This window comes from Candidatus Methylomirabilis limnetica (assembly GCF_003044035.1).
Lineage (GTDB): Bacteria > Methylomirabilota > Methylomirabilia > Methylomirabilales > Methylomirabilaceae > Methylomirabilis > Methylomirabilis limnetica.
This window is the reverse complement of the sequence record NZ_NVQC01000009.1, coordinates 83,514-106,229: the sequence shown is the minus strand read 5'-3', so window position 1 is coordinate 106,229 and position 22,716 is coordinate 83,514. Positions and strand designations below refer to the sequence as shown.

The following is a 22,716-nucleotide window of genomic DNA, read 5'->3' as shown; positions in this document are numbered from 1 at the left end:
CTTGCCGCGTTCGGCCTCACTCTAGCCCTCTCCCTCCGCTCTGTCAAGGCTCGCGCAAACCGGGTTTCGCGTTTCGAGTTTTGAGTTTCGGGTTACCCAAACTCCAAAGAGTCCTCAACGTACTGGAACACGCAACCTGATACCTGGAACCTGTTTTTCAACTCCAAACGCGAAACTCGCAACTCGAAACTGTCTTTTACCAGAGTCCGGCGACCGAGGCCCTAGCCAGCTCCAGGAAGGGACCTGGGTAGATCCCGATAGCGATGGTTCCTGCCAGGGTCACAAATAGCGCGACCCGCAGAGGCCGGGAAGAACTCAAGGTAAGGCCCTGTGGCGGAAGATCTCGCATGTACATCGCCACCACCACCTTCATGTAATAGAACACCGAGATGGCTGAATTGATGACAGCAATCACCGCGAGCCAGATGTACCCTCCTTCGATGGCTGCACCGAAGAGATAGAGCTTCCCGACAAAGCCTGCGGTCGGGGGGACGCCAGCCAATGAGAGGAGGAAGATCAACATGGCGGCCGCTGCCATGGGGCTTCGCTGAGCCAGGCCAGTGAAGTCGTCGATCTGTTCCCCCTTCACCTTTCCTACGCAGAGAAGGATAACCATGGCAAAGACGCCGAGTGTCATCAGGGCATAGATCAGGGTATACAGCAGTATGGCTGAGATCCCCAGCTCCCGTCCCGCCACAACTCCGATCAGCAGGTACCCGATGTGGGCGATGGAGCTGTAGGCCAGCATCCGCTTGATATTGCTCTGCGCAATCGCCACGACATTTCCCACCGTCATCGTGAGCAAGGATAGGGTGTAAAAGAGAAACGTCCAGCGATCCTGTAGTCCTGGGATGGCCACCAGAAAGACCCGCAAGAGAATAGCGAGACCGGCAACCTCTGAGGCCGCCGCCAGGAGGGCCGCTACAGGGGTAGGGGCGCCCTCATATACGTCGGGGATGTACATGTGAAAGGGGACCGCCGCGATCTTGAACCCGAAGCCGGCCACTAGCATCACCATGGCCAGGATGAGCGCCGGATTCGAGGCGGTGTCTGCTGACAGCGTCGAGGCAATCTCTCTCAGGCCGATGGTGCCGGTAAGACCATACAGCATCACGATGCCGTACAGCATGATCGCAGAGGAGAACCCTCCCATGAGCAGGTACTTCAGGGCGGCCTCGCCGCTTCGCCGCTCCCGCTTCAGGAATCCCGCGAGAATGTAAATGGAAATCGACATCGTCTCCATGCCGATGTAGAGAATCAGGAGGTCTACAGCACTGACCATCAACATCATTCCCAGTGTGGCGAAGAGGATCAGCCCGTAGAACTCCCCTTTGTCAATTCCTTCGCTCTTCAGGTGGCCAATCGACATGAGCAGAATGAGCGCGGCCGAGACCAGAAATACGATCTTGAAGAAGAACGCGAAGGGATCGCTGAGGTATTGCCCGCTGAAGGCGAGCTGTGTCGCCCCCCGTTGGCCCATCAGGGTCGTGAAGGTGGCAAGCACGCCAAGGATGCTCAGATATCCCAGCCAGTCTCGTCCGCCTTTAGGGGCGATGAAGTCGAGCATAAGGATCACCATGGCCACCAGGCCCATGACCACCTCTGGCGAGGCAGTGGAGATGTCTGCCATGTTGAACGCGTCAGTCACGAGACCCTCCGGAGTGGTCCATGGCAGATCCCTGGACCGGCAATACAGATCTCCCGGGCTCCAGACCAGCTTCGATGCTCCAGCCGCTCGTCCTGAGCCCTTCGACAAAGCTCATGGCAGGCCTGTCGAAGCCTGTGGTGAGCCGTGTCGAACCAGAAGTGGCTGGACTACTCAGGGTAGGCTCGGTAACGGCCTGCTGTTTGTGAACCCGTGCCAGGATATAATTCACCGACGCTTCCGTCCGACTAAGGAACGGGGAGGGGTAGAGGCCAATCCAGAAACACATGACGACGATCGGGACGAGAGTCGTCAGCTCCCTGAAACTCAGGTCAGGGAGATCCGCATTCTTTGGGTTATCCAGCGCCCCGAACATGGTCCGCTGGTACAGCCACAACATATAGGCCGCGCCGAGCACGATCCCGGTGACAGCAAAAGCGGCCCAGACATAATTTTCCTTGAAGGCCCCGATAAGAATCAAAAACTCGCCGATGAAGCCGTTTAGTCCAGGAAGCCCCATGGAAGAAAACATAATAATGGCGAACAGTGTGGCGTAGACCGGCATCTGTTTCGACAGACCTCCAAACTCAGAGATCTGCCTTGTATGTCGGCGATCATAGATCAGGCCCACGATGAGAAAGAGGGCGCCGGTTGAAAGGCCGTGGTTCACCATCTGGATGATACTGCCCTGGACCCCTTGGGGATTCAGGGCGAACATACCCAGCACAATGAACCCCATGTGGCTGACAGAGCTGTAGGCAATCAACCGTTTCATGTCGGTCTGAACCATACAGACCAGAGCCCCGTAAATGATCGCGATGATCGACAGGATCATGATCATCGGAACAAAGTGTTGGGTGGACTCTGGGAGCAGCGGCAGATTGATCCGGATGAAGCCGTAGGTCCCCATCTTCAGGAGGACGCCGGCCAGGATGACACTGCCGGCTGTCGGGGCATCGGTGTGGGCGTCAGGCAGCCACGTGTGAAAGGGAAACATCGGGACCTTGATGGCAAAGCCCAAAAAGAATGCAAGCCAGACCAGATCCTGGAACGAGAACGAAAGGCCCAGCAGCGTGAAGATGGGAGTTGAGGGATACGAGAGCTTCATCAGATCCAGGATGTCGAATGTGTAGATCCCGGTCTGGGCGCCATGATAGAAGTAGACCGCCAGGATTCCCAGCAGCATGATGACGCCGCCGAAGAGCGTATACAGAAAGAATTTGATGGCCGAGTAGAGGCGACGGTCGCTTCCCCAGATGCCGATGAGGAAGTACATTGGAACCAGCATCACTTCCCAAAAGATATAGAAGAGAAAGAAGTCGAGGGAAAAAAAGACTCCGAGCATTCCCGTCTCCAGCATCAGGATAAAGGCGTAATACTCCTTCAGCCGCATACTGACCGATTCCCATGAGCAGATGACGGCGATAACGGAGAGGAAAGTGGTCAGCAAGACGAGCCACAGACTGATCCCATCGAGGCCGAAGAAATAGGTCACACCAAGGGAGGGAATCCATGAGGCCTTCTCTACGAACTGCATCTGCGCAGTCGTAGAGTCGAAGTAGGCAGGGATCCACAGGGAAACCAAAAGGTCGGCTATCGTGAAGGCAAGGGCAGTCCAGCGGACACCGCCCTTGCACTCCTTCGGGAGCAGCGAGATGAAGAACACCCCGACGAGGGGCAGGTATGTCATCAGGGATAGTATCGGAAACTGAAGAACATTCATGGGAATGCCAGTCCTCCTATCTTAAGTTCCAGGTTCCGCGTTCCGGGTTTCGGGTTCCGGATTCCATACCGCTTTCGCGGATCTCCAACTCGGAACCCGGAACTTGAAACCCGAAACCTTTTATTACACGAACAGATAGAACACGACCATGCCAAGGATGCCGAGCGCCATGGCCAGGATGTAGCTTTGGATAGCTCCCGTCTGCAATCGACGGAGGGTCATGCTTCCGCCTTGGATCAAATCCGCGATGGCGTTGACCAGACCATCCACAATCTTCAGGTCGCCCCAGGCAGAAATCGTGCTCAACCGCATGGTCAGCCAGCCGCTCCCGTTGACTACGCCGTCTACGACCCGAGAATCGAATCCCCACAGAAATCTACAGAAGCGCTTGCCAAAATCGATGAAGATCGCTTCGTATAGCTCATCAACCCAATACTTGTTCAGTAACAGGTTGTAGAGACCGCGCAGCTTGTCCGCCAGCGCCGCGGGTATATCCGGCCGTTTGACGTAGAACAGATAGGCGAGGCCGATCCCGGCCAGCGCAACCGCCAGCGAGACCGCGGCCATAACAAGCTCGGATGCGCCCGCCGCATGCCCGGCAGCCGCAGCCACCGCATGCCCGGTGCCCCCTTCCATCGCATGCTCGGCGGCCTCTCCGACACCATGCCCGACAGCCGCCTCTGATCCGTGGGCGGCCTCAAAGATCGGCGCGACGAATTTGTGATAGAGCCCATGATCCGGGGGGAATCCGAGCGCCAGTCCCGCAATCACCGAAAGGACGCCGAGCACCAGCAGCGGATACGCCATGTTCGGCGGCGATTCGTGCAGGTGATGGGCGGTATGGTGGTCACCGCGAAAATGCCCGGTGAAGACCTGAAAGAACAGCCTAAACATGTAGAAGGCTGTCAGGAAGGCACCGATCAGCCCCAGGAGCCATGGGATCGTCAGCCCTCGCACATAGGCATTGAATAGAATCTCATCTTTGGACCAGAAACCCGCCAGGGGAAAGATCCCGGCGTTCGCCAACGAGGCCAGCAGGAAGGTCCAGGCAGTTATCGGCATCGCCTTCCACAGTCCACCCATCTTCCTGATATCCTGTTCGCCATGGAGGGAATGAATGACCGAGCCTGCGCCGAGGAAGAGGAGCGCCTTGAAAAAGGCGTGGGTGGCGAGGTGAAAGACGGATGAGGCGTAGGCGCCAGCACCGGCGCCAATAAACATATAGCCGAGCTGAGAAATGGTAGAGTAGGCCACCACCTTTTTGATGTCGTTCTGAACCAGCGCAATCGTGGCCGCAAAGACCGCCGTCAGCGCGCCGACCCAGGCCACTACTTCGAGGCTGAAAGGCGCAAGGTTAAAGAGGGGGTTCGATCGGGCAACCATATAGACGCCTGCCGTCACCATCGTGGCGGCATGGATCAGGGCCGAGACCGGAGTGGGCCCCTCCATGGCATCTGGGAGCCAGACGTAGAGCGGAAGCTGGGCCGACTTTCCCATCGCACCCACGAACAGGAGCAGCGTAATGGTGGTGTAGATCCCCGCGCCTAAAGCGGGGTCGACGGCTGCAAACACCTCGGTGTACTTCACCGTTCCGAAGGTGCTCCAGATGAAAAAGAGTCCGATCATGAAGCCGGCATCGCCGATCCGATTGACGACGAACGCCTTCTTTCCGGCATCCGCGGCCGATTGTTTCTCATACCAAAAGCCAATCAGCAGGTATGAACAGAGCCCAACCCCCTCCCACCCCAAGAACATGAGAAGATAGTTGTTGGCGAGCACCAACACCAGCATGGAGAACATGAAGAGGTTGAGATAGGTAAAGAAACGAGCGAAGCTTCGATCGCCGTGCATATAGCCGATCGAATAGATATGAATGAGAAGTCCAACGAAGGTCACCACCAGCATCATAACGGTCGAGAGCGGATCGACCAGAATCCCGATCGGCACTTTGAGGTCGCCGACCTCCAGCCATGAATAGATGTCCCAATCGAGCGTCGCACCACCAATCGTCTGAAAGAAGACGATAAACGCCACAAGGCATGACAGTCCTGCGGCAGGGATAGCCACCAGATGGGCTCGATCCTTGATCCAGGCACCGAACAGCCCGTTGATCAGGAACCCGATCAGTGGCAGGAGTGGCACAAGCGCAACGAGTTTCATCTCAGCCCCTGTTTATCCGTTCAACGTTCAAGGTTCAAAAAGTTCAAGGTTCAAGGTTCAAGGTTCAAGGTTCAAGGTTGTGCGCGGTAAAAGATCTACGTACTGAGTTGCAACGTTAAAGATGGGGTGCAACTTTGAACCTTGAACCTTGAACGTTGAACGTTTTGAACATAACTACCATTTCATCAGGTTGATCTCATCGACATTAATCGTCTTAAAGTTCCGGTACAGTCCAAGGACGATCGCTAACCCCACTGCGGCCTCGGCTGCCGCCACGGTAATGACAAAGATCGCAAAGATCTGCCCCTGCAGCATCTGCTGGGGAAGATAACGAGAAAACGCCACGAAGCTCACGTTGATGGCATTGAACATAAGCTCCAGCGCCATAAGGACCCCGATAGCATTGCGGCGCGTCAGGGCTCCAAACATCCCGATGGTAAAGAGCATCGCGCTGAGGATCAGGTAGTACGAAAGTGGCACCATCCCTCAGTCCTTCCCCTGCTCGCGTCGAGCCAGGACGATGGCGCCCACCATGGCCGCCAGGAGGAGGAGCGACACGATCTCAAATGGCAGGACATAGGTGGTCAGAAGGAGCCTCCCGAGCGAGGCGGTATTATCTGACTCGGCCAGCACGGGCGGCACCAGAGCGGGAAAACCCTTCAGGTTGGCATATACCATGAGCCCAAAGAGAGCGAGGGCCACCACCGCGCTGATCCCCACCTGCTCGTTCATGATCTTCACCCCTCTGGCCGAGATCCGGCTGGTCAACATGATGGCGAAGAGTAGGAGGATGGTGATGCCCCCCACGTACAACAGCACCTGCGTGGCTGCCAGGAACTCGGCATCGAGCAGGATGAACAGCGCAGCCACGCCAAAGAACGCAAAAACCAATGCGATAGCGCAATGCACGATGTTTCTGGCCAGGACCACCAGAAGGGATGCCCCCACGGTGAAAGTAGCCATGAGGAAGAATACGACTTGGGTCACAGTCACGAGCGTAACTCCACCGTACTACCCTCGCAGTACCAGAATTAATCCGGTAATCCCCATATTCAGAAAAGCCAGCGGCAGCAAGACCTTCCACCCCAGGTACATGAGTTGATCGACTCGCAGCCTGGCCAGCGTCCAGCGCAGCCACATCATCACAAAAATGAGGAAATAGGTCTTCAGAAGGAACCAAAGCCACCCCGGCAGCAGCGGCCCATGCCAGCCGCCCAGAAACAGCGCGGTGGCGATGGCCGACACCGTGAACATATTGGCGTATTCCGCCAGGAAGAAGATGGCAAATCGCATCCCGCTGTACTCAACATGAAAGCCGGCCACCAGCTCTGACTCAGCCTCCGGGATGTCAAATGGCAGCCGGTTGCATTCAGCGATGGCTGCGGTCAGAAAGATGAGGAAGCCGAGCAGTTGCGGGATCACAAACCAGACCCCCTGCTGTGCCTCTACGATCCGGGTCATACTCAGGGAGCCGACCGTCATGACAACCCCAAGGATCGAGACCACGAGGGGGACCTCGTAGCTTACCGCCTGCGCCGCCGAGCGGACCGCGCCGAGGACTGAATACTTGTTGTTAGAGCTCCAGCCGGCCATGATGATTCCCACCACCGTCAGGGAGGAGATAGAAATGTAGAAGAGCACACCGATGTTCAGATCGCTGACGATGAGGCCCGGACCAAACGGGATGATGACATAGGCGGCAAACCCGGCCGCAAAGACCACCATGGGCGCCAGGGCAAACACAAGCCGGTCAGCCCCCTCCGGAACGATATCCTCCTTAATGAGGAGCTTGATTCCATCGGCGATACTCTGGGCCCAGCCATGCCAGCCACCGACGCGCATCGGCCCAAAGCGAACCTGGATGTGGGCGCTGATCTTCCGCTCCCACCAGACCATGAACATGACGGAGACGGCAACGAAAATGAGAACGGCCGTGGCCACCATCACCATCACGATCAACTGGGGGACGAACAAGGGTACCCCCCTGGTCTCAAAAATGCTGTAGAAGCTCTCCGTCAAACCTTCCATACTTACACTGGTTCCAAGTTTTGGATTTAGGGTTTCGTAACTCGAAACTCGAAACTGTTTTTCTAGCGATCTACCTCGCCCAGCACGATGTCGATGCTCCCCAGGATGGCCACGATATCAGCGACGAGGCAGCCTCGACCAATTATGGGAAGTACACTCAAATTGACAAAGGCCGGGGAGCGAACCTTGTACCGGTACGGTTTCTCGGAGCCGTCTGAAACGAGGTAGAATCCAAGTTCGCCCCTGGGCGACTCCACCCTGGTATAGATGTCTCCGACTGGCGGCTTCAGCTTTTTCGGCACCTTCCCGATAATCTCACCGGACGGCAGCCCCTGAAGGGCCTGCTCAACGATCTTTACGCTCTCGTCCATCTCGATGCGTCTGACCATATATCGGTCCCAGACGTCTCCGGAGGTTCCCACCGGGATGTCGAACTCGAAGCGATCGTAAATGGAGTACGGATCGTTCCGGCGTAGATCCCACTTGATCCCGGAGGCACGGAGCATCGGCCCGCTGATGGCGTAATCGATGGCGGTCTTTGCATCGAGTTTTCCGAGGCCCTGTACCCGCTTCTGGAAGATGATGTTGTCACTCATCAGCGCGTCGTACTCTGGCAGACGCGGTTTAAACCATTCCAGAAATGCCTTGCAATCGGTCAGGAAGGAATCGGGAAAGTCTAACGGCATCCCTCCGATCCGGTAGAAAGCGTAGTTCAACCGCTGCCCCGAAACAGACTCGAAGAGATCCAGGATCTTCTCCCGCTCCCGGAAGGCGTACATGAAAATCGTAAAGTTGCCCAGGTCAAGGCCTAACGTCCCCAACCAGATCAGGTGACTGGCGATCCGTTGCAACTCCCCCAGGATCACCCGCATATACTCGGCTCGCTCCGGCACAGCAAGCCCGATGAGCCTTTCCACCGTCAATACATAGCCGAAGTTGTTATACATGGAGGCGAGATAGTCCAGTCGATCGGTATACGGGATGATCTGGGTGTAGGTGCGGTTCTCGCCGATCTTTTCATGGCAGCGATGCAAGTAGCCGATGTACGGGATGACCTCGGTCACGACCTCACCATCCAGCTTCAACAAGAGGCGGAGCACGCCGTGCGTGCTGGGGTGCTGCGGCCCCATGTTGACGTACATCTCCTCCATCGTCTCCTGGGTCTGTTCAGCGATCTCCATCTCTTGCGGACTCATCTGCCTGCCTCAACTGAAAACGTCACTAGACCGGCTCGTACGGAACCAGCCGTTCGTCTTGATAATCTTTACGCAACGGATATCCCACCCAGTCCTCAGAGGTCAGGATCCGCCGGAGATCAGGATGACCATCGAAGCGGATCCCCATCATGTCGAAGGCCTCCCGTTCATGCCAGTCTGCTGTGCCCCACAGCGACACCACGCTCCGGATGATCGGATCCTCCCGCGGAATCCGTACCCTCACCAGGACCTTCGTTGGTTGCGACAGGGAGGAGATGTTGTAAACCACTTCGAGCTCGCCGCTTGCAAGTCTATCCACAGCGCTCAGGCAGTTCAGGTAGTCGAACCCCATCCCCTTGATCGCGATGAGAATCTCGTAGTTCTTCTCCTGATGGATATCCATTCGGGCCTCGACACCCTTGACCTCTGAAGCCTTGACGGCGTCGCCGAACTGCGACTTGATGGCTTCAGTGACCTCATCCGGCGTCATCAGACCCACTCCAGAGCGCCCTTCCGCCAGGCGTAGGCGAAACCGACCAGCAGAATGGCGATAAAGAGCATCATCTCCACAAAAGCAAACATCCCCAGCCTCCGGAAGACCACTGCCCAAGGAAGCAGGTAGATTGTTTCTACCGCGAAGATCACGTAGACCAAGGCATACAGGTAGTATCGGACGTGAATACGGATCCAGGATGCACCGACCGGGTCCTCCCCGCATTCATACGTGGTCAACTTTTCGCGTTGAGGATTACTTGGCCGAAGCAGTCGGGAAACTACGTCAACATTCAGTACAACGAAGAGCAGCCCGACGACCAGAAACACTCCTACAACTGCATAATCTGCTGCCATCTCACCACCTAGCGTTCGAAGTGCGCGTCCGATATGGACGAGGCATGCGTTACGGTCTGGCCTCGTGAAGGGGATCGCCGGGGCCTTAAGTTAACGGCGACAAAAAAAATGCCCCGCGCAGGGCATCCTGAAGAGCTTGCCGACTGTTCGCTGCAGGGCCTTCTGAGATTCCACGATTAAGTTCGTGAAACTTTTAGCATATCCTCCTTCACAATGTCAAGGGGAAAAGCGCATAATTAACGCGCTGTTCCCGCTGGCTTCGGCGGTGCTGGCGCCTTGTCAAAGCTCCTGATGAGGGCCACCAGATCCTTGATCTCGCGCTCGGGCAGCTCTAGCCCATACGCGGGCATTACCGACTTACGACCCTGTTTGATCGCTATCAGGAAGTCGTCATCGGATCGTGTTTGCATATAGGCCGAATCGGAAAAGTTTGGCATCTTGAGCCAGGAAAGCTTTGCCCTCCATCCATCGCCTTTCCCGCTTGCACCGTGACATGAGGCACACCTAAGGCCGTAGCGCGACTGAGGGCTTGACGTGCCTTGGCTCTCAGCCCCAAACACAGGAGAAGCCTCCACAACGAGCACCATCAATACCACCAAAAACCACTGGTAGCGGAGTCGTGACAGACAATCGGTAAGCAACATAACAACCCTCCTTGAGTTAGAGTGAGTGGTTATGAAACGTTAGCGACAGCGCAGTATAGCCAGGGCATCCTTTGCCGCCAGAAGGGTCGTTTCAATGTCCCCGGTGGCGTGGGCATCGGAAAGAAAGGCTGCCTCGAACTGGGAGGGCGCAAGATAGACTCCCCGTTCAAGCATGGCCCAGAAGAAATCGGCGTAGCGGTCGGTGTCCGCAGCCAGAGCCGTCTGATAGTCGATGACAGGCTCCTCAGCGAAGAAGGCGGTACACATCGAGCCAACCCGTTGACACTGCAGCGGAATCTGTTCCTTTGCCGCCAGCTCCCGCAGCCCCGCTTCCAATTGCTTCCCTTTCGCCTCAAGCCGCTCGTAAAATCCTGGCTCGTCGAGGAGGCGAAGGGTTTCGATGCCGGCCCTCATAGCGAGGGGGTTACCGGAGAGGGTCCCGGCCTGATAGACGGGCCCCAGGGGGGAGACCTGCTCCATGATACTACGCGAACCGCCGTACGCGCCCACCGGCAGGCCGCCGCCGATGATCTTCCCAAGACAGGTCAGATCCGGCCGAATATCGTAGAGGGCCTGAGCCCCACCTTTCCCCAGCCGGAATCCGGTCATCACCTCGTCGAAGATCAGCAGTGAGCCGTGGGCGGCTGTGATCTCTCGTAACGCCGCGAGAAACCCCGGCCTCGGCGGAACAACCCCCATGTTACCTGCAACAGGCTCCACAATCACGCAGGCGATCTCTTTGCCGACGGACCGGAAAGCCGCCTGTATAGCATCGCCATCATTGTAGGGCAGCGTGATCGTCAGGCGGGCGAGGTGAGAAGGGACGCCAAGGCTGTCCGGCACGCCAAAGGTCATGGCGCCAGAGCCGGCCTTGACCAGAAGGCTATCGGCGTGCCCATGGTAGCATCCCTCAAACTTGACGATCCGGTCGCGTCCCGTAACACCACGAGCCAGCCGAATGGCGCTCATGGTCGCCTCGGTCCCAGAGTTCACAAACCGGACCAGCTCGATCGAGGGGATCGCCTCGACCACCATTCTGGCCAGCACCGTCTCCCATGGGGTCGGCGCCCCATAGCTCACCCCAAGCGAGGCCGCCTCCTGGATCGCCTTCACGACAGCTGGGTGGGCATGGCCGACGATCATCGGCCCCCAGGAGCCGACATAGTCGATGTAGCTATTCCCATCGACGTCGTAGAGGCGACAGCCACTGGCTCGCTCGATCACCACCGGCTGCCCGCCTACAGCCTTAAACGCCCGCACCGGACTGTTCACGCCTCCGGGCAGGAGACGCGTGGCCTCCTCAAAGAGCGCCTTCGAGCGAGGGCCTGTCTGCGTGCGACGCACAGGCAGGCCGGTCACGGTCTATTCTCCAGCAGGCGCGCCGCCTCCTTTGCGGCATAGGTCAGGATCAGGTCAGCGCCGGCCCGCTTGATCGACGTCAGCGTCTCCATTAGAACCCGCTCTTCATCGATCCACCCGAGTCGCCCGGCCGCCTTCAGCATCGCGTACTCGCCGCTCACATGATAGGCCGCGATCGGCCCGCCAAACTCCTGCTTCACCCGCCATATGATATCCAGGTACGGCAAGGCCGGCTTCACCATCACGATATCCGCTCCCTCCTCCAGGTCAAGCCCCACCTCCCGAAGCGCCTCGTCACTGTTGGCCGGGTCCATCTGGTAGGTGCGGCGATCGCCGAATTGGGGGGCTGCGGCAGCCGCCTCGCGGAACGGACCGTAGAAGGCGCTGGCATACTTGGCCGAATAGGCCATGATCGGCGTATCCTCGAACCCCTCCTCGTCAAGGGCCTCTCGGATAGCTGACACTCGGCCATCCATCATGTCGGAGGGCGCCACCACATCGGCGCCGGCCTCGGCATGGGAAAGCGCCGTTCTGGCCAGCAACTCCAGCGTGGGATCGTTCTTGACCTGACCCCGCTCCACGACCCCGCAGTGGCCGTGACTGGTATATTCGCATAAACAGACGTCCGTCATCACCAGCAGGTCGGACACAGTGTCCTTGACTGCCCGCACCGCCTGTTGGACGACCCCATCCTCAGCGTAGGCCTCGGAACCAACGGCGTCTTTCGCAGCCGGGAGGCCAAACAGGATGATCCCGGGGATACCCATCGCAGCTATCTCTTTCGCCTCCTTGGCCAGTTCATCTACAGAAAGATGGAAACAGCCTGGCATCGAAGAGATCTCCTGACGCACGCCACGACCGTGAACGACAAAGAGTGGCTGAATTAGATCGTCGAGGCGCAGGTGAGTTTCTCGTACCAACCGACGAAGGGTCTCATTTTGGCGCAGACGCCGCGGCCGAAATACTGGGTAGTACATAGCTCCCCCTCGAAGGCGCTACTATGGGCCTGTCCCCGCGTAGGCGGGGAACGGTCGCCTTCTTCTGCAAATTATTCTACCCGTACCACCCATATCGGTCAACTGCCTTCAGCGCCGCAGGTACTGGGCTCCTCGCTCTGCAGGTGGAGGGGTCCCGCCGGTCAGCAGCTCGAAGAAGAACTCGACGCTGTTCTCAGACCCCCTGACCCCTGGCACCTCCGAACGGTTGAGGAAATGAAGCCCCACCATCCAGCAGCAGGTGGCGTAGGTCGCGACTACATTGTTCTCCAGGCTTTTATCTCGCCTGGGATCAAGGCGCCCGAGGTAGTGGAGGGCAACGTTCTTGAGCGGCGTGAGGAGAAGCCGACCAATGATGCCCGAGGTCTCCCGACTACTAAATGGACTGTCATTGGGCTGCCCGGCCGTCTCCCCACCGCGGATGAAGCTATGGGCTAGTTCTATCCGCCCATACTCCGGATAAGCGACCCGCACACCGGCCTCGATCCCATCCACCCGATTCCTTTCGGTGTTGATGGCAGTGACCCCATAGAAGGTCAGATCCCGCAAGGGAGAGGCGCGGAGGTCGGCCACCAGGTTTGAGAGGCGACGCTCCCGCACCCGCGAGAACCCATTATTCAAGGACTTGGCGGTCACCTCACGGACCGCCTGATCGATCCGTTCCGGTGTCAGCGCATTCAGAAAAAGATTGGAAAAGGTTCGTGTTTGGGGATTCACGTTGATACTCTGGCTGAGTGAAAAGGAGAGAAATTCATGGGTCCGGATAGAACCATCATCCTCTTTGAGCTTGGCCAGCAGGCGGTTCGTGAGAGAATAGGTCACCCTGTTCTGCGGACTGATAAAATCGACGTTGTCGAACTGCGGGATCTTCTGCTGACCCCCAGCATTGATGAACCAGTAGCTGATGCGCGGCTCGAGGAGGTGAACGAGCCGATTAACCGATGTGCCGCCGACATCAAACCCGCGGAAGAATCTGGCCTGAAGCTCGTTTCGAGCCTCAAACAGTTCCCGGCTCGTGCCGCCCGCTGCCCCCCCATTTGTGCGTTTCGTGTACGCGGTCTCCCGAAAGCCGACCGAGGGCGTCATGGTGGCCCATGGCAGCAGGCGCCACGGGAGCGAGAGCTTCGGAAACAGATCGGCACGGCCGCTGTCAGGAGTCTCTTTTCGCTGCAGATAGGCCCCGGAAAGCTGCGTCTCCAGGAGGACCGGTGAACCGAACAGATGCTGCGGAAAGGCGGAAAAGCTGAGTGCGGGCAGCCGAGTCAGACGACTGTCGTTGGTGCTTGGCTCAAGGGTGCGGCTATCGTCGAACAGGAACTGCAGGCCATAATTTGGCCACATCTGCGTGAGGAAGACTCGCGAGTTGGTGAGGTTCGCGGTCCTCAGATCAGACGGGGTCTCGGCAAACCTTTGTTGAACATGCCGGTCGCTCGTATAATTGATGTCGCCCTTCAAGCTCAACTCCGGATTCCATTGCTGATCGTGGCGGGCAGTGATGGTAGCTCGCACCTCGCTCTGCGCATCACTCCGCCGATCCTGGATCACCCGGCCCTCCACGAAGCCACCCGCCTCCGGCCCCAGGATGTACCTGTAGGTGGCCTGGCCCTCAACGCCCTGTTTGGTCCGGTAGACTCCGGTCAGGGTCAGATCCTGAGACTCATCGATAGCCCAGAAGAACGGCTGCCTAAAGGTGGCCCCTGACAAACTGCTGGTGCCAATCTTGGGGATAAGAAGGCCGGTACGCCGTGGGCCGACAGGGTAGACGAGGTACGGGGTGTAAAGGGACGGGAGACCCCGAATCCAGAACGACGCTGACTTGGCCTCAAGATACTCGTCCTGTTCGATCACCGCCTCTTTCGCCCGGATCTCCCAATCGACACCGCCGGACTCGGGTTGGCAGATACTGCAGGTGGTGAAGCTGCCATCGATCAGCCGATACCTGCGATCCCCTTCCTTGTGGATCTCGACGCCTTGAAAGGTGGTCGCTGGGGGAATCGCCCCTTTGGCCTGATACATGACACCCGTATTGGTGCGGTAGTGGTATTCCAGTCGATCGCCATTCAGACGGCTTGCCCCATCGATGAGCTGAACCCGCCCCTTGGCCCGGATGACCTCCTGGGCCTGATCCAGCTCAACCTCATCGGCATTGAGGATGCGATTCTCCATATGGATTCGGACGTCACCTCTCGCGATGGTGAGCTTGTCGCTCTCGCGGCGTTCCATCTCATTCGCCTCGATCCGAACGGTCGACTTGAGTTCATTGAGCTTATCAAGGAGGCCACGGGATCCTGTGTCCTGAGCCGAAGCCACAGGCACGAAGCAAAGGAGAGTAAGGACGTAGAGTACCGATAAGACAGGTAAGAGGCGGCGTGGCATCGACAGAGACCTCATGAGGGACCTCAACAGACCTTCTAAAGACACGACTTGCCCTTGTCCGAACCGTGGCGCCGCAGGCGGTGTGTCTACAGGATCAGCCTGACCGAAGGTGCCTTTGCCTTATATCAGAGCGCCGTACCAAAGGCAAGGAGTTTTGCACTGACGTTACCGTGCCCTCATAATCACCGCGCTGATTCGGTCGATACCGACAAAGGCATCAAAAAAATCCCTCTTTGAAAGTTTCGAGATATGAACCAGATGTTCACCGACCACAACCACTGTCCCCTCTATTTCCTCACTGGACTCCAGCCGCAACACCACCCGTTTGCCGATAGAATCCGTCAGGATGGCCTTCATCGTTGCCGCAGGCTTCAGATCGTACACGACCTCCGCTGCCGACGCGATCGGGGCGGAAATCACCATGAGCCCCACCATGAGCATTGCGGCAAATACAATTCTTTGCACCTTCATAACCCTAACCTCCTCGTGATAGGTTTTTAACAACCGCTCTCACCCTCTCAGTAGGGCGACGATTTATTGGGCAGCGCGAACTCACTCTTGCAGCTTCTGTCTCTATAGGCATCTGCGGTCACGAGGAAGCGAGTAGGCTGGCCGGACGGATCGCCCCCTTTCCAAACCGCGCATGGATACGATCTACGGCCTCCGTCAACCGGCGCTGCTTGGCGCCGGCAGGATTGATCTCCAACGAGAGTTGCTGCCCCGATCCCATGAGATCGGACAGTCTCGAGGCCGTCACCCCCAGGAGACGCACCTTGCGGCCCGAGAAGGGAAGTCGCTCCAGCAGCATCAGCGCCGTCCGATAGATGTCCTGAGATTGATCGGTGGGCTCCGAGAGCGAGACCGATCTGGTCTGGGTCTGGAAGGTCTCGTCCCGCAGTTTCAGGGTGAGTGCGCCGGCCTGGATGGCCTCCACCCGCAAGCGCCGAGCCACCCCCTCCGATAGGGCCAGCACCGTCTGCCGGATCCGGACGGGATCGGCCGTATCCTCTGGAAACGTGGTCTCCGCTCCCACCGACTGGGCGGGCTCCTCCGGGATCACCTCCCGCACATCGATCCCTTGGGCCAGATCCCACAGGTGCGCGCCAAGCGGCCCTAAGGCGGCCGCCAACTCGAGCTGAGGTCGAGCCGCCAGCTCACCGATGGTCATAAGCCCCATCTGCCGCAAGCGTCCGGCGGTCTTCGGCCCCACGCCCCAGAGCCGCTCAATCGGAAGCGGCTGGAGGAAGTGGGCCGCTTGCCCTGGTGGGACGACTACGAAGCCGTTTGGTTTCCGCAGGTCGGAGGCGACCTTGGCAACGAACTTGTTCGTGGCGATGCCGACGGAGGCTCTGAGTTCCGTCTCGGTAAGGATCTCTGCCTGGATCCGCCGTCCGATGGCCTCTGCGGAGCCGAAGAGACGGAGACTTCCAGTCACATCCAGGAAGGCCTCATCCAGGCTGAGCGGCTCCACGAGGTCGGTGTAGCGGCCAAAGATCTGGAAGATTTGAGCGGAGACCGCCTGATAGTGCGACATCCGAACAGGGAGGAAGACCCCCTCCGGACATCGCCGGTAGGCTTGGCTGATCGGCAGGGCCGAGTGGATACCGAACGTCCGGGCTTCATAAGAGGCGGCGGATACGACCCCGCGGCCTCTCCCGCCGTGGGGATCGGCCCCCACGATCACGGGACGCCCGCGACAGGCCGGGTGATCGCGCTGCTCCACAGAGGCGTAGAAGGCGTCCATGTCGATGTGGAGGATCCACCTCTGTTCGCATGACCGACCGCCACTCGTCTGTATGGGCCTCAGTCCTCTCTGCGACGGCACACCGCCTCGCTCGGTATCCCGTCGCCATCTCCGTCCAAGCTGCTGACTGCCGTTAAGGCTCCCTTGCTCCCTTTAGCTGTTCACCGCATCCTTCAGGGTCTTTCCCGGCTTGAAACGTGGCACCCGAGATGCCTTGATCGCGATCGGCTCCCCGGTCTGCGGATTACGGCCGGTCCGGGCGGCTCGACTCGCCACACTGAAGGTCCCGAATCCCACAATCGCCACATCCTGCCCATTTTTTAAGCTGTTGGTGATGCTGTCGATGCAACTGCGAAGTGCGGTGTCAGCGATGGCCTTACTGATACCGGCATCCTGGGCCATCTGCTCTGCGAGTTCGGTCTTAGTCATGTCTTCCTCCCGTTGTAGACGATAGTAAACGCGCCGACCTGGATCAGGTCAGACAATGGGGGAACCCACGATGCCATAGGACACAGCGATCGCAGATGTTCCCTGTAAGCAGGCAAGGGGAGGCATGCATCGCAGACGTGAAAGCCTCCTGAGATCGTACCCCTAGCCTAGATCGGCAGCAGCGTATCACGAGCCGACAGCCCTGTCGAGACCGACGCCCTGATCCGGTCCGGAAGGCGCGACCTCGACTTCGCTTCCTCGGCCTCATTGCGAGAGCGCTGGACGTATGAACAGTGTACGTAGAACCTCTTGAAATATCAGTAAGTTGACGGAAGCCCTTTAAGGAATCTGTCGCTTATTCTTCTTTCACCTGTATCGCCTCTACCCTCACGAGAGCGACGCCTTTGTCGTGAAATTCAAGTCTCTTGGCGGCGCCCATGCTGAGGTCGATGATCCTCTCTCCTGACCTGGCATTGTGCACGCTCGGGAAAGGCCCACGGTCATTTACCCTCACGATTATGGATTTCTTGTTTTCAAGATTTGTCACCTTCACAAATGTGGGGATAGGCAGATATTTATGTGCCGCTGAAAGGCCGTTGGGATTGAACGCTTCTCCGTTTGCGGTCATTCTTCCGCTCTCATAGCCATACCACGATGCCAAGCCCTCTTCCCTGTAATCCTTCGCCTTCGCTGGCGACATAGGAACGTACCGCCTTCCTGCGACTACATAGGGTGCGGCTTTTATCCTGCCCTGTAGTATCGCCTCTTTGACCGGAAGACCATCGATGCTCTCGATTTCCTCGTGGGTCAACGCCCATTCGATGGGTGCTTTGACAACTTCGTAGGTATATTCACCGATTGTTAAGATTACTTTTGTAGTGCCTTTGGCAACCACATAGGTTGTTTTGACGATCCATACGCCCCCCTGAACTACATTTTTGACTGCATAATAAGGTGCCGTGATCACCGAGCAGCCGCTTGAAGCTGCTGCCGCTGAACAAGCAAAGACTATCACGAGCCGCCGCATATGCATTCCGTCAGTTCTTAGACTTCGCGCCTCTGTGGTCCCATGAGGGCACGGGTTCATTACCCGCCCATAGTCCTCGCTTCACAACCTTCGTCTCGGCTTCTCTGCACCGCATAGAGCAGCGATCCCTTGGGCACTTATGCAATCATGGTACCCTATGAGCCTGTCCGACAAACCTTATGCTCATGCACGCGCACTTCAGTCTGGCGATCACCCGCCTCCTAGCGTAGCATAGCCCTACACCATTCACGCATGGAGGGCGAGTATGAGCTATCACTTTCTGCCATATGCACAGGATCAGATGCACCTGGATGGAGCGGAAGCTGCTGACCCGTCTCGGGCAGGCTATCTACAAGTTGCGCAGCTGCACCATCGAACCGGTCTTTGGGCAGATGAGCATGCGAGGCTTGACCCGGTTCTGGCTGCGGGGCCTTCAGCAGGTCCAGGGGGAGTGGTCGCTGTGGTGCAGCACCCATAATCTGCTCAAGCTCTGGCGCGCGGGCTTCGTGCCGGCGAGGGTTCGAGCACTGGCGAGCGGATAATGGAGACCCGCAGACCGCTCTTGCCGTCGGCGCGCGGTCTACTCCAACGCTCTGACGCCCCATGTCCCGGCAGGTGACCACACTTGTACCCATCACGTCGATCACATCTCAGCCGTTAGCTGATGGTTTGCAGGACAGGCTCTTGGGTTCCCCAATATGCTTGTGCATGCTTCTTGATGTCTGGTAGTCTACAATGATCGCGACAAACAGCATATTGTCCCCACACTTTGTACATTGGAGTGGGTTTACAAAGGGCTTGACGGGGTATTTTATGAGGCAACTGACTATTTCAAACCGATACTGAAACAGTTGGAAAAGGACGTAGCAATAACTCTCTGAATTATGTAGTGGTATAAACAATGACTCTCAGACAAAAAATCATACTGCTCGGTCTTCTTTCGATATTCGGGATATCACTTACCCTCTGGGGCCAGTATGCGGAATACACCCTCCAGCTCCGTAAAGTGGAAGCGATCTCGCATGATGTACGGGTGATTAAGGCATATTCTATTGTGATTCACGAATTGCAGAAGGAGAGGGGAAAATCAAAAATATCCGCGTCGGACGCCAGTAAAGGTGCGGTTATTACGCAACGTGCCGCAACGGATAAGGTGCTCTCAATGCAGAGCCAGTTTATCAGGGGGACCTTCTTTGCTTGGCATAAGCTTGAACGCGCGAGAAGAGCTTTCGATAGCGGCACCCACAAACCCTCGGATCTCATGGATACGTATTCTTTGTTGATAGGGGATATCCTGGACGAAATGAAACGAATCACAAGGCAGCATGATTCCGCCTCGGCAAAAAACGAGATTTTGGCCCACCACTATCTTGTCGGTACAAAGGAATATATGGGGTTGATGCGGGCAACAACAGGACGATGGCTAGAAATCGTCGGCGAAGACGACAACCTACATCACAACCTTGTACAGATCAACGCTCTATATGGAGAAGAACTCCGCAAATTCCAAATTGAGGCTTCTCCGGATTTGAGGAAAGCATATGGTGAAATGATCTCTGCACCTGAAATCCAGTCGACTTTAAAGGAGATCTCCCAGGCTGTACAAACAGGGAAAAAACCATCCCGCATTACGACACAAATGTGGTGGTCTATGGCAACTTCCGTTATGGACGGGCTTAAAAACGTCGAAGAGAGATCGCTGGAAGATATCGTAAGCAAAGCGACTGCCAGAATTGAAGAGCTGAGGGGGTCCATACGACTGGGAATTTTAGTGGCTTTGGCGATCGGCGCCGTAATAATAATTATTACAATATCGATTATTGTCGGTCTATTGCGAGCCCTTGGAAACATACTGAGGAGCATCGATTTAATTTCAACAACTATGGATTTCAGTGAGCGTATTCCAGCCAACTCGGATGATGAGATAGGTCGTATTTCAACAGGCTTCAACCATCTGTTGGAGGTTGCACAGAGATTGCTGGCGGAGAAGGATTATCTGGCTTCGACTGACACACTCACCGGTGCTTATAACAGATTGCAGTTCAATAGGGTTCTCCTTGAGGAGATTGACCGAAAGCGAAGAAATCTAACAGAAATGTCCCTTATACTGTTCGATATCGATCATTTCAAGCTCATTAATGATTCCTTCGGCCATGATGTCGGGGACGAAGTGCTAAAAACTTTGTCTCGGCTGGTCTCCGGCTCCATACGTGTTATTGATATATTTGTTCGTTTTGGAGGGGAAGAGTTTATCGTGCTGTTAAGGGATGACGGGCTTGAAAGAGCCGAGGCAGTTGCGGAAAAACTAAGAACAGTTATTGAGGCAAATGAGTTCCCATCTGCAGGTAAAGTCACCTGCAGTTTCGGGGTCACCTCTTGGGCTGACAATGACACAAATACCAGTTTTCTCAAGCGGGCTGACGAAGCCCTTTACTCTGCCAAGGAGGAAGGTCGTAACAGAATCTGTTCCAGGGAAGCAAAAGAGAAGAAGAAAGTTCTGGCCCCTCCGGGGAAAAACAGAGCAGTCGATAAGTGAGTTTCTCAAGCCTTATACGGTATGGTGCAGTGCTACGCCCACCTCTCCCCGAATCACAAACGGCGAGCGCTCAGGCGTTTGGTTTCCTACCGAACTGGTACCAGAACTAGTGCCAGCGGAAAAATCCCCTTTGGATGTGTGGGGGGGTGATGCGGCCAGACTGTTGAAAGAAGTGGTGCCGGGGGAGGGGGTCGAACCCTCATGGACCGAAGTCCGCGGGATTTTGAGTCCCGTGCGTCTGCCAGTTTCACCACCCCGGCGTCATGTACTTCTACCATATCTCGGCAAGGGTGTCGAGATGCGGAGAGACGGCGGACCGGAACCCCTGGAAAAAAGGCCCTAGCGTTCCGTCAGCTCGGGTTTCAGGACACCGATGCAAGGCAGGTTGCGATAGCGCTGGTTGTCATCGAGATCGTAGCCAACGACATACTTCTCGGAAATTTCAAATCCCCGATCTGTCTGGAGATGGTGATGATAGCCATACTCTTCGAAGAGGGCAGGGAGGGTGACAGCTACTGGACGTACACGCCGTCGGAAAGAATGCACTGGAGCGGATGCCTACCCCGCCAAGATACCGCAATGTTTCATCGATCTCTTGCCGGCGCCTGACTTGGGCGATTGGTTATCGAGCAATAGTCGCGCTGCATTTGACCAAGATAGATCTGCCTGGGACGGGCGATCTTCTGTTCCGGATCGAGAAGCATTTCCTCCCACTGGGCAACCCAACCGGCTGTCCTGGGGATGGCGAATAGCACCGGGAACATGTCCATCGGGAACTTCATGGCCTCGTAAATTAAACCGGTATAAAAATCGATGTTTGGGTAGAGCTTTCGCGCGATAAAGTACTCATCCTCAAGCGCTATTCGCTCCAACTCAAGGGCCACCTCCAGCAAGGGATTTATTCCCGTGACCTCAAAGACCTCTTCGACCAGCCGCTTGATGATCTTGGCTCTGGGATCGTAGTTCTTATACACGCGGTGTCCGAATCCCATCAACCTCACTTCGCCGGCCTTGACCTTCTTGATATGCGCGGCCACCTTGTCCTTCGACCCGATATCCTTCAGCATATGAAGTACGGCCTCATTGGCTCCGCCGTGCAGGGGACCGTAGAGGGCCGCTATGGCTGCAGCCACAGCCGAGTAAGGGTCGACATGAGAGCTGCCGACAGACCTCATGGCATTGCCGCTACAGTTCTGCTCGTGGTCGGCGTGCAGGACAAACAGGAGATCCAAGGCTCTTTCCAACACAGGATGCGGGTGGTATGTTGGCTCTGTAATCCGGAACAGCATACTGAGGAAGTTGCCGGTGAAGCTCAGGCTGTTGTCCGGGTAGGTGTACGGTAGCCCGCGGCTATGTCGATAGGCGTACGCCGCCAGTGTCGGCATCTTGGCAATCAGGCGAATCATCTGCCTGTGGCGGTCCTCCTGATCCATGATATTCTTGGCCTCCGGATAGAAGGTAGAGAGAGCGCCAACCGTCCCCAAGAGGATCCCCATCGGGTGGGCGTCGTAGTGAAAACCATCCATCAACTTCTTGATGTTCTCGTGAACCATGGTATGGTGTGTTATCTGATTGACGAATCCATCCATCTCTTCGCCGCTGGGGAGTTCCCCATAGATAAGGAGGTACGCGGTCTCCAGGTAGGTGCTTTTCTCAGCTAACTGCTCGATGGGATAGCCCCTATGCAGCAAGATCCCCTGTTCACCATCGATAAACGTGATCTGGCTCTTGCAGCAAGCGGTATTAGTAAACGCCGGGTCATAGCTCATCAACCCAAAATCGTCGTCAGAGGTTTTGATCCTCCGAAGATCCATGGCCTTGATCGTCCCGTTTTCGATAGGGATTTCGTACTTCTTCTCGGTTCGGTTGTCGATGACGGTCAAGCTGTCTGCCATGAAGCTCCTCCTCGCGCCGAGCGACCCCTCTCATGCCCTCTTTTTGGCTGTAAAGTCTGGCTTGCGTCTCGCAAGCCAGGTAATTTGCGACAAGCGATATTAGCACAAAT

19 protein-coding genes, 1 tRNA gene and 1 pseudogene are annotated in these 22,716 nt (G+C 56.8%); 2 read left to right on the top strand and 19 right to left on the bottom strand.

Features of this window, described 5'->3' with window-relative positions; all coding sequences use genetic code 11:
- Positions 1–196: 196 nt before the first annotated feature.
- The 17 genes and pseudogenes from CLG94_RS01645 to CLG94_RS01565 all read right to left on the bottom strand — a co-directional run bounded on the left by CLG94_RS01645 (position 197) and on the right by CLG94_RS01565 (position 18,163).
- Positions 197–1,648 carry an NADH-quinone oxidoreductase subunit N gene (locus CLG94_RS01645; protein ID WP_107561157.1) on the bottom strand — a complete coding sequence of 484 codons (1,452 nt, stop codon included), beginning with the start codon at positions 1,646–1,648 and terminating at the stop codon, positions 197–199.
- Positions 1,641–3,368 carry an NADH-quinone oxidoreductase subunit M gene (locus CLG94_RS01640; protein WP_107561156.1) on the bottom strand — a complete coding sequence of 576 codons (1,728 nt, stop codon included), beginning with the start codon at positions 3,366–3,368 and terminating at the stop codon, positions 1,641–1,643. Before CLG94_RS01640 ends, CLG94_RS01645 begins: the two co-directional genes overlap by 8 nt.
- A gap of 123 nt (positions 3,369–3,491) precedes the next feature.
- A complete protein-coding gene (gene nuoL, locus CLG94_RS01635; protein WP_107561155.1) occupies positions 3,492–5,528 on the bottom strand; it encodes an NADH-quinone oxidoreductase subunit L in 2,037 nt (678 codons plus the stop codon).
- Between the two features lie 174 nt (positions 5,529–5,702).
- Complete coding sequence (gene nuoK, locus CLG94_RS01630; protein ID WP_107561154.1) at positions 5,703–6,011, bottom strand: NADH-quinone oxidoreductase subunit NuoK; 309 nt, start codon at positions 6,009–6,011, stop codon at positions 5,703–5,705.
- A 3-nt stretch (positions 6,012–6,014) separates the two neighbouring features.
- Positions 6,015–6,521 (bottom strand): NADH-quinone oxidoreductase subunit J family protein, encoded by a 507-nt coding sequence (locus tag CLG94_RS01625; protein WP_107561153.1) that lies wholly within the window; start codon positions 6,519–6,521, stop codon positions 6,015–6,017.
- Positions 6,522–6,539: 18 nt separating this feature from the next.
- Complete coding sequence (gene nuoH, locus CLG94_RS01620; protein ID WP_107561152.1) at positions 6,540–7,556, bottom strand: NADH-quinone oxidoreductase subunit NuoH; 1,017 nt, start codon at positions 7,554–7,556, stop codon at positions 6,540–6,542.
- Positions 7,557–7,618: 62 nt separating this feature from the next.
- On the bottom strand, positions 7,619–8,752 hold the full coding sequence (locus CLG94_RS01615; protein ID WP_107561151.1) for an NADH-quinone oxidoreductase subunit D: 1,134 nt from the start codon (positions 8,750–8,752) through the stop codon (positions 7,619–7,621).
- Positions 8,753–8,777: 25 nt separating this feature from the next.
- Positions 8,778–9,242: an NADH-quinone oxidoreductase subunit C gene (locus CLG94_RS01610; protein WP_107561150.1), complete on the bottom strand. Its 465-nt coding sequence runs from the start codon at positions 9,240–9,242 to the stop codon at positions 8,778–8,780.
- On the bottom strand, positions 9,242–9,601 hold the full coding sequence (locus CLG94_RS01605; protein WP_107561149.1) for an NADH-quinone oxidoreductase subunit A: 360 nt from the start codon (positions 9,599–9,601) through the stop codon (positions 9,242–9,244). Before CLG94_RS01605 ends, CLG94_RS01610 begins: the two co-directional genes overlap by 1 nt.
- Before the next feature lie 236 nt (positions 9,602–9,837).
- Entirely contained in the window at positions 9,838–10,245 is a 408-nt protein-coding gene (locus CLG94_RS01600; RefSeq protein ID WP_239993065.1) for a c-type cytochrome, read from the bottom strand.
- Between the two features lie 39 nt (positions 10,246–10,284).
- Positions 10,285–11,604 (bottom strand): glutamate-1-semialdehyde 2,1-aminomutase, encoded by a 1,320-nt coding sequence (hemL, locus tag CLG94_RS01595; RefSeq protein WP_107561148.1) that lies wholly within the window; start codon positions 11,602–11,604, stop codon positions 10,285–10,287.
- Positions 11,601–12,581: a porphobilinogen synthase gene (gene hemB / locus CLG94_RS01590; protein ID WP_107561147.1), complete on the bottom strand. Its 981-nt coding sequence runs from the start codon at positions 12,579–12,581 to the stop codon at positions 11,601–11,603. The genes hemL and hemB overlap by 4 nt, the downstream gene beginning before the upstream one ends.
- Before the next feature lie 108 nt (positions 12,582–12,689).
- A complete protein-coding gene (locus CLG94_RS01585; RefSeq protein WP_107561146.1) occupies positions 12,690–14,990 on the bottom strand; it encodes an LPS-assembly protein LptD in 2,301 nt (766 codons plus the stop codon).
- A gap of 150 nt (positions 14,991–15,140) precedes the next feature.
- The gene (locus CLG94_RS01580; RefSeq protein WP_107561145.1) at positions 15,141–15,446 is read right to left on the bottom strand and encodes a hypothetical protein; all 306 of its coding nucleotides are present in this window, start codon (positions 15,444–15,446) and stop codon (positions 15,141–15,143) included.
- A 118-nt stretch (positions 15,447–15,564) separates the two neighbouring features.
- Entirely contained in the window at positions 15,565–16,800 is a 1,236-nt protein-coding gene (gene dinB / locus CLG94_RS01575; RefSeq protein ID WP_275666208.1) for a DNA polymerase IV, read from the bottom strand.
- A gap of 72 nt (positions 16,801–16,872) precedes the next feature.
- Positions 16,873–17,169: pseudogene (locus CLG94_RS01570) on the bottom strand (HU family DNA-binding protein); the annotation flags it as partial.
- A 334-nt stretch (positions 17,170–17,503) separates the two neighbouring features.
- Complete coding sequence (locus CLG94_RS01565) at positions 17,504–18,163, bottom strand: septal ring lytic transglycosylase RlpA family protein (RefSeq protein ID WP_239993064.1); 660 nt, start codon at positions 18,161–18,163, stop codon at positions 17,504–17,506.
- A gap of 299 nt (positions 18,164–18,462) precedes the next feature.
- Here CLG94_RS01565 and CLG94_RS01560 point away from each other — a divergent pair, with 299 nt between their 5' ends.
- On the top strand, positions 18,463–18,717 hold the full coding sequence (locus CLG94_RS01560; RefSeq protein ID WP_107561141.1) for a transposase: 255 nt from the start codon (positions 18,463–18,465) through the stop codon (positions 18,715–18,717).
- A 359-nt stretch (positions 18,718–19,076) separates the two neighbouring features.
- On the top strand, positions 19,077–20,711 hold the full coding sequence (locus tag CLG94_RS01555; protein WP_107561140.1) for a diguanylate cyclase: 1,635 nt from the start codon (positions 19,077–19,079) through the stop codon (positions 20,709–20,711).
- A gap of 173 nt (positions 20,712–20,884) precedes the next feature.
- Here CLG94_RS01555 and CLG94_RS01550 read toward each other — a convergent pair.
- Together CLG94_RS01550 and CLG94_RS01540 are read right to left on the bottom strand one after the other, a co-directional pair.
- Positions 20,885–20,971 (bottom strand) — tRNA-Leu (locus CLG94_RS01550).
- Positions 20,972–21,295: 324 nt separating this feature from the next.
- Entirely contained in the window at positions 21,296–22,606 is a 1,311-nt protein-coding gene (locus tag CLG94_RS01540) for a citrate synthase (RefSeq protein WP_107561139.1), read from the bottom strand.
- Positions 22,607–22,716: the final 110 nt, after the last annotated feature.

Bases quoted from the DNA above. Each gene is read 5' to 3' on its own strand.
- CLG94_RS01640 (WP_107561156.1), bottom strand. From the start codon at position 3,368: ATGAATGTTCTTCAGTTTCCGATACTATCCCTGATGACATACCTGCCC.
- nuoL (WP_107561155.1), bottom strand. From the start codon at position 5,528: ATGAAACTCGTTGCGCTTGTGCCACTCCTGCCACTGATCGGGTTCCTG.
- nuoK (WP_107561154.1), bottom strand. From the start codon at position 6,011: ATGGTGCCACTTTCGTACTACCTGATCCTCAGCGCGATGCTCTTTACC.
- nuoH (WP_107561152.1), bottom strand. From the start codon at position 7,556: ATGGAAGGTTTGACGGAGAGCTTCTACAGCATTTTTGAGACCAGGGGG.
- CLG94_RS01615 (WP_107561151.1), bottom strand. From the start codon at position 8,752: ATGAGTCCGCAAGAGATGGAGATCGCTGAACAGACCCAGGAGACGATG.
- CLG94_RS01610 (WP_107561150.1), bottom strand. From the start codon at position 9,242: ATGACGCCGGATGAGGTCACTGAAGCCATCAAGTCGCAGTTCGGCGAC.
- CLG94_RS01605 (WP_107561149.1), bottom strand. From the start codon at position 9,601: ATGGCAGCAGATTATGCAGTTGTAGGAGTGTTTCTGGTCGTCGGGCTG.
- CLG94_RS01600 (WP_239993065.1), bottom strand. From the start codon at position 10,245: ATGTTGCTTACCGATTGTCTGTCACGACTCCGCTACCAGTGGTTTTTG.
- hemB (WP_107561147.1), bottom strand. From the start codon at position 12,581: ATGTACTACCCAGTATTTCGGCCGCGGCGTCTGCGCCAAAATGAGACC.
- CLG94_RS01585 (WP_107561146.1), bottom strand. From the start codon at position 14,990: ATGAGGTCTCTGTCGATGCCACGCCGCCTCTTACCTGTCTTATCGGTA.
- CLG94_RS01580 (WP_107561145.1), bottom strand. From the start codon at position 15,446: ATGAAGGTGCAAAGAATTGTATTTGCCGCAATGCTCATGGTGGGGCTC.
- CLG94_RS01560 (WP_107561141.1), top strand. From the start codon at position 18,463: ATGCACAGGATCAGATGCACCTGGATGGAGCGGAAGCTGCTGACCCGT.
- CLG94_RS01555 (WP_107561140.1), top strand. From the start codon at position 19,077: ATGACTCTCAGACAAAAAATCATACTGCTCGGTCTTCTTTCGATATTC.
- CLG94_RS01540 (WP_107561139.1), bottom strand. From the start codon at position 22,606: ATGGCAGACAGCTTGACCGTCATCGACAACCGAACCGAGAAGAAGTAC.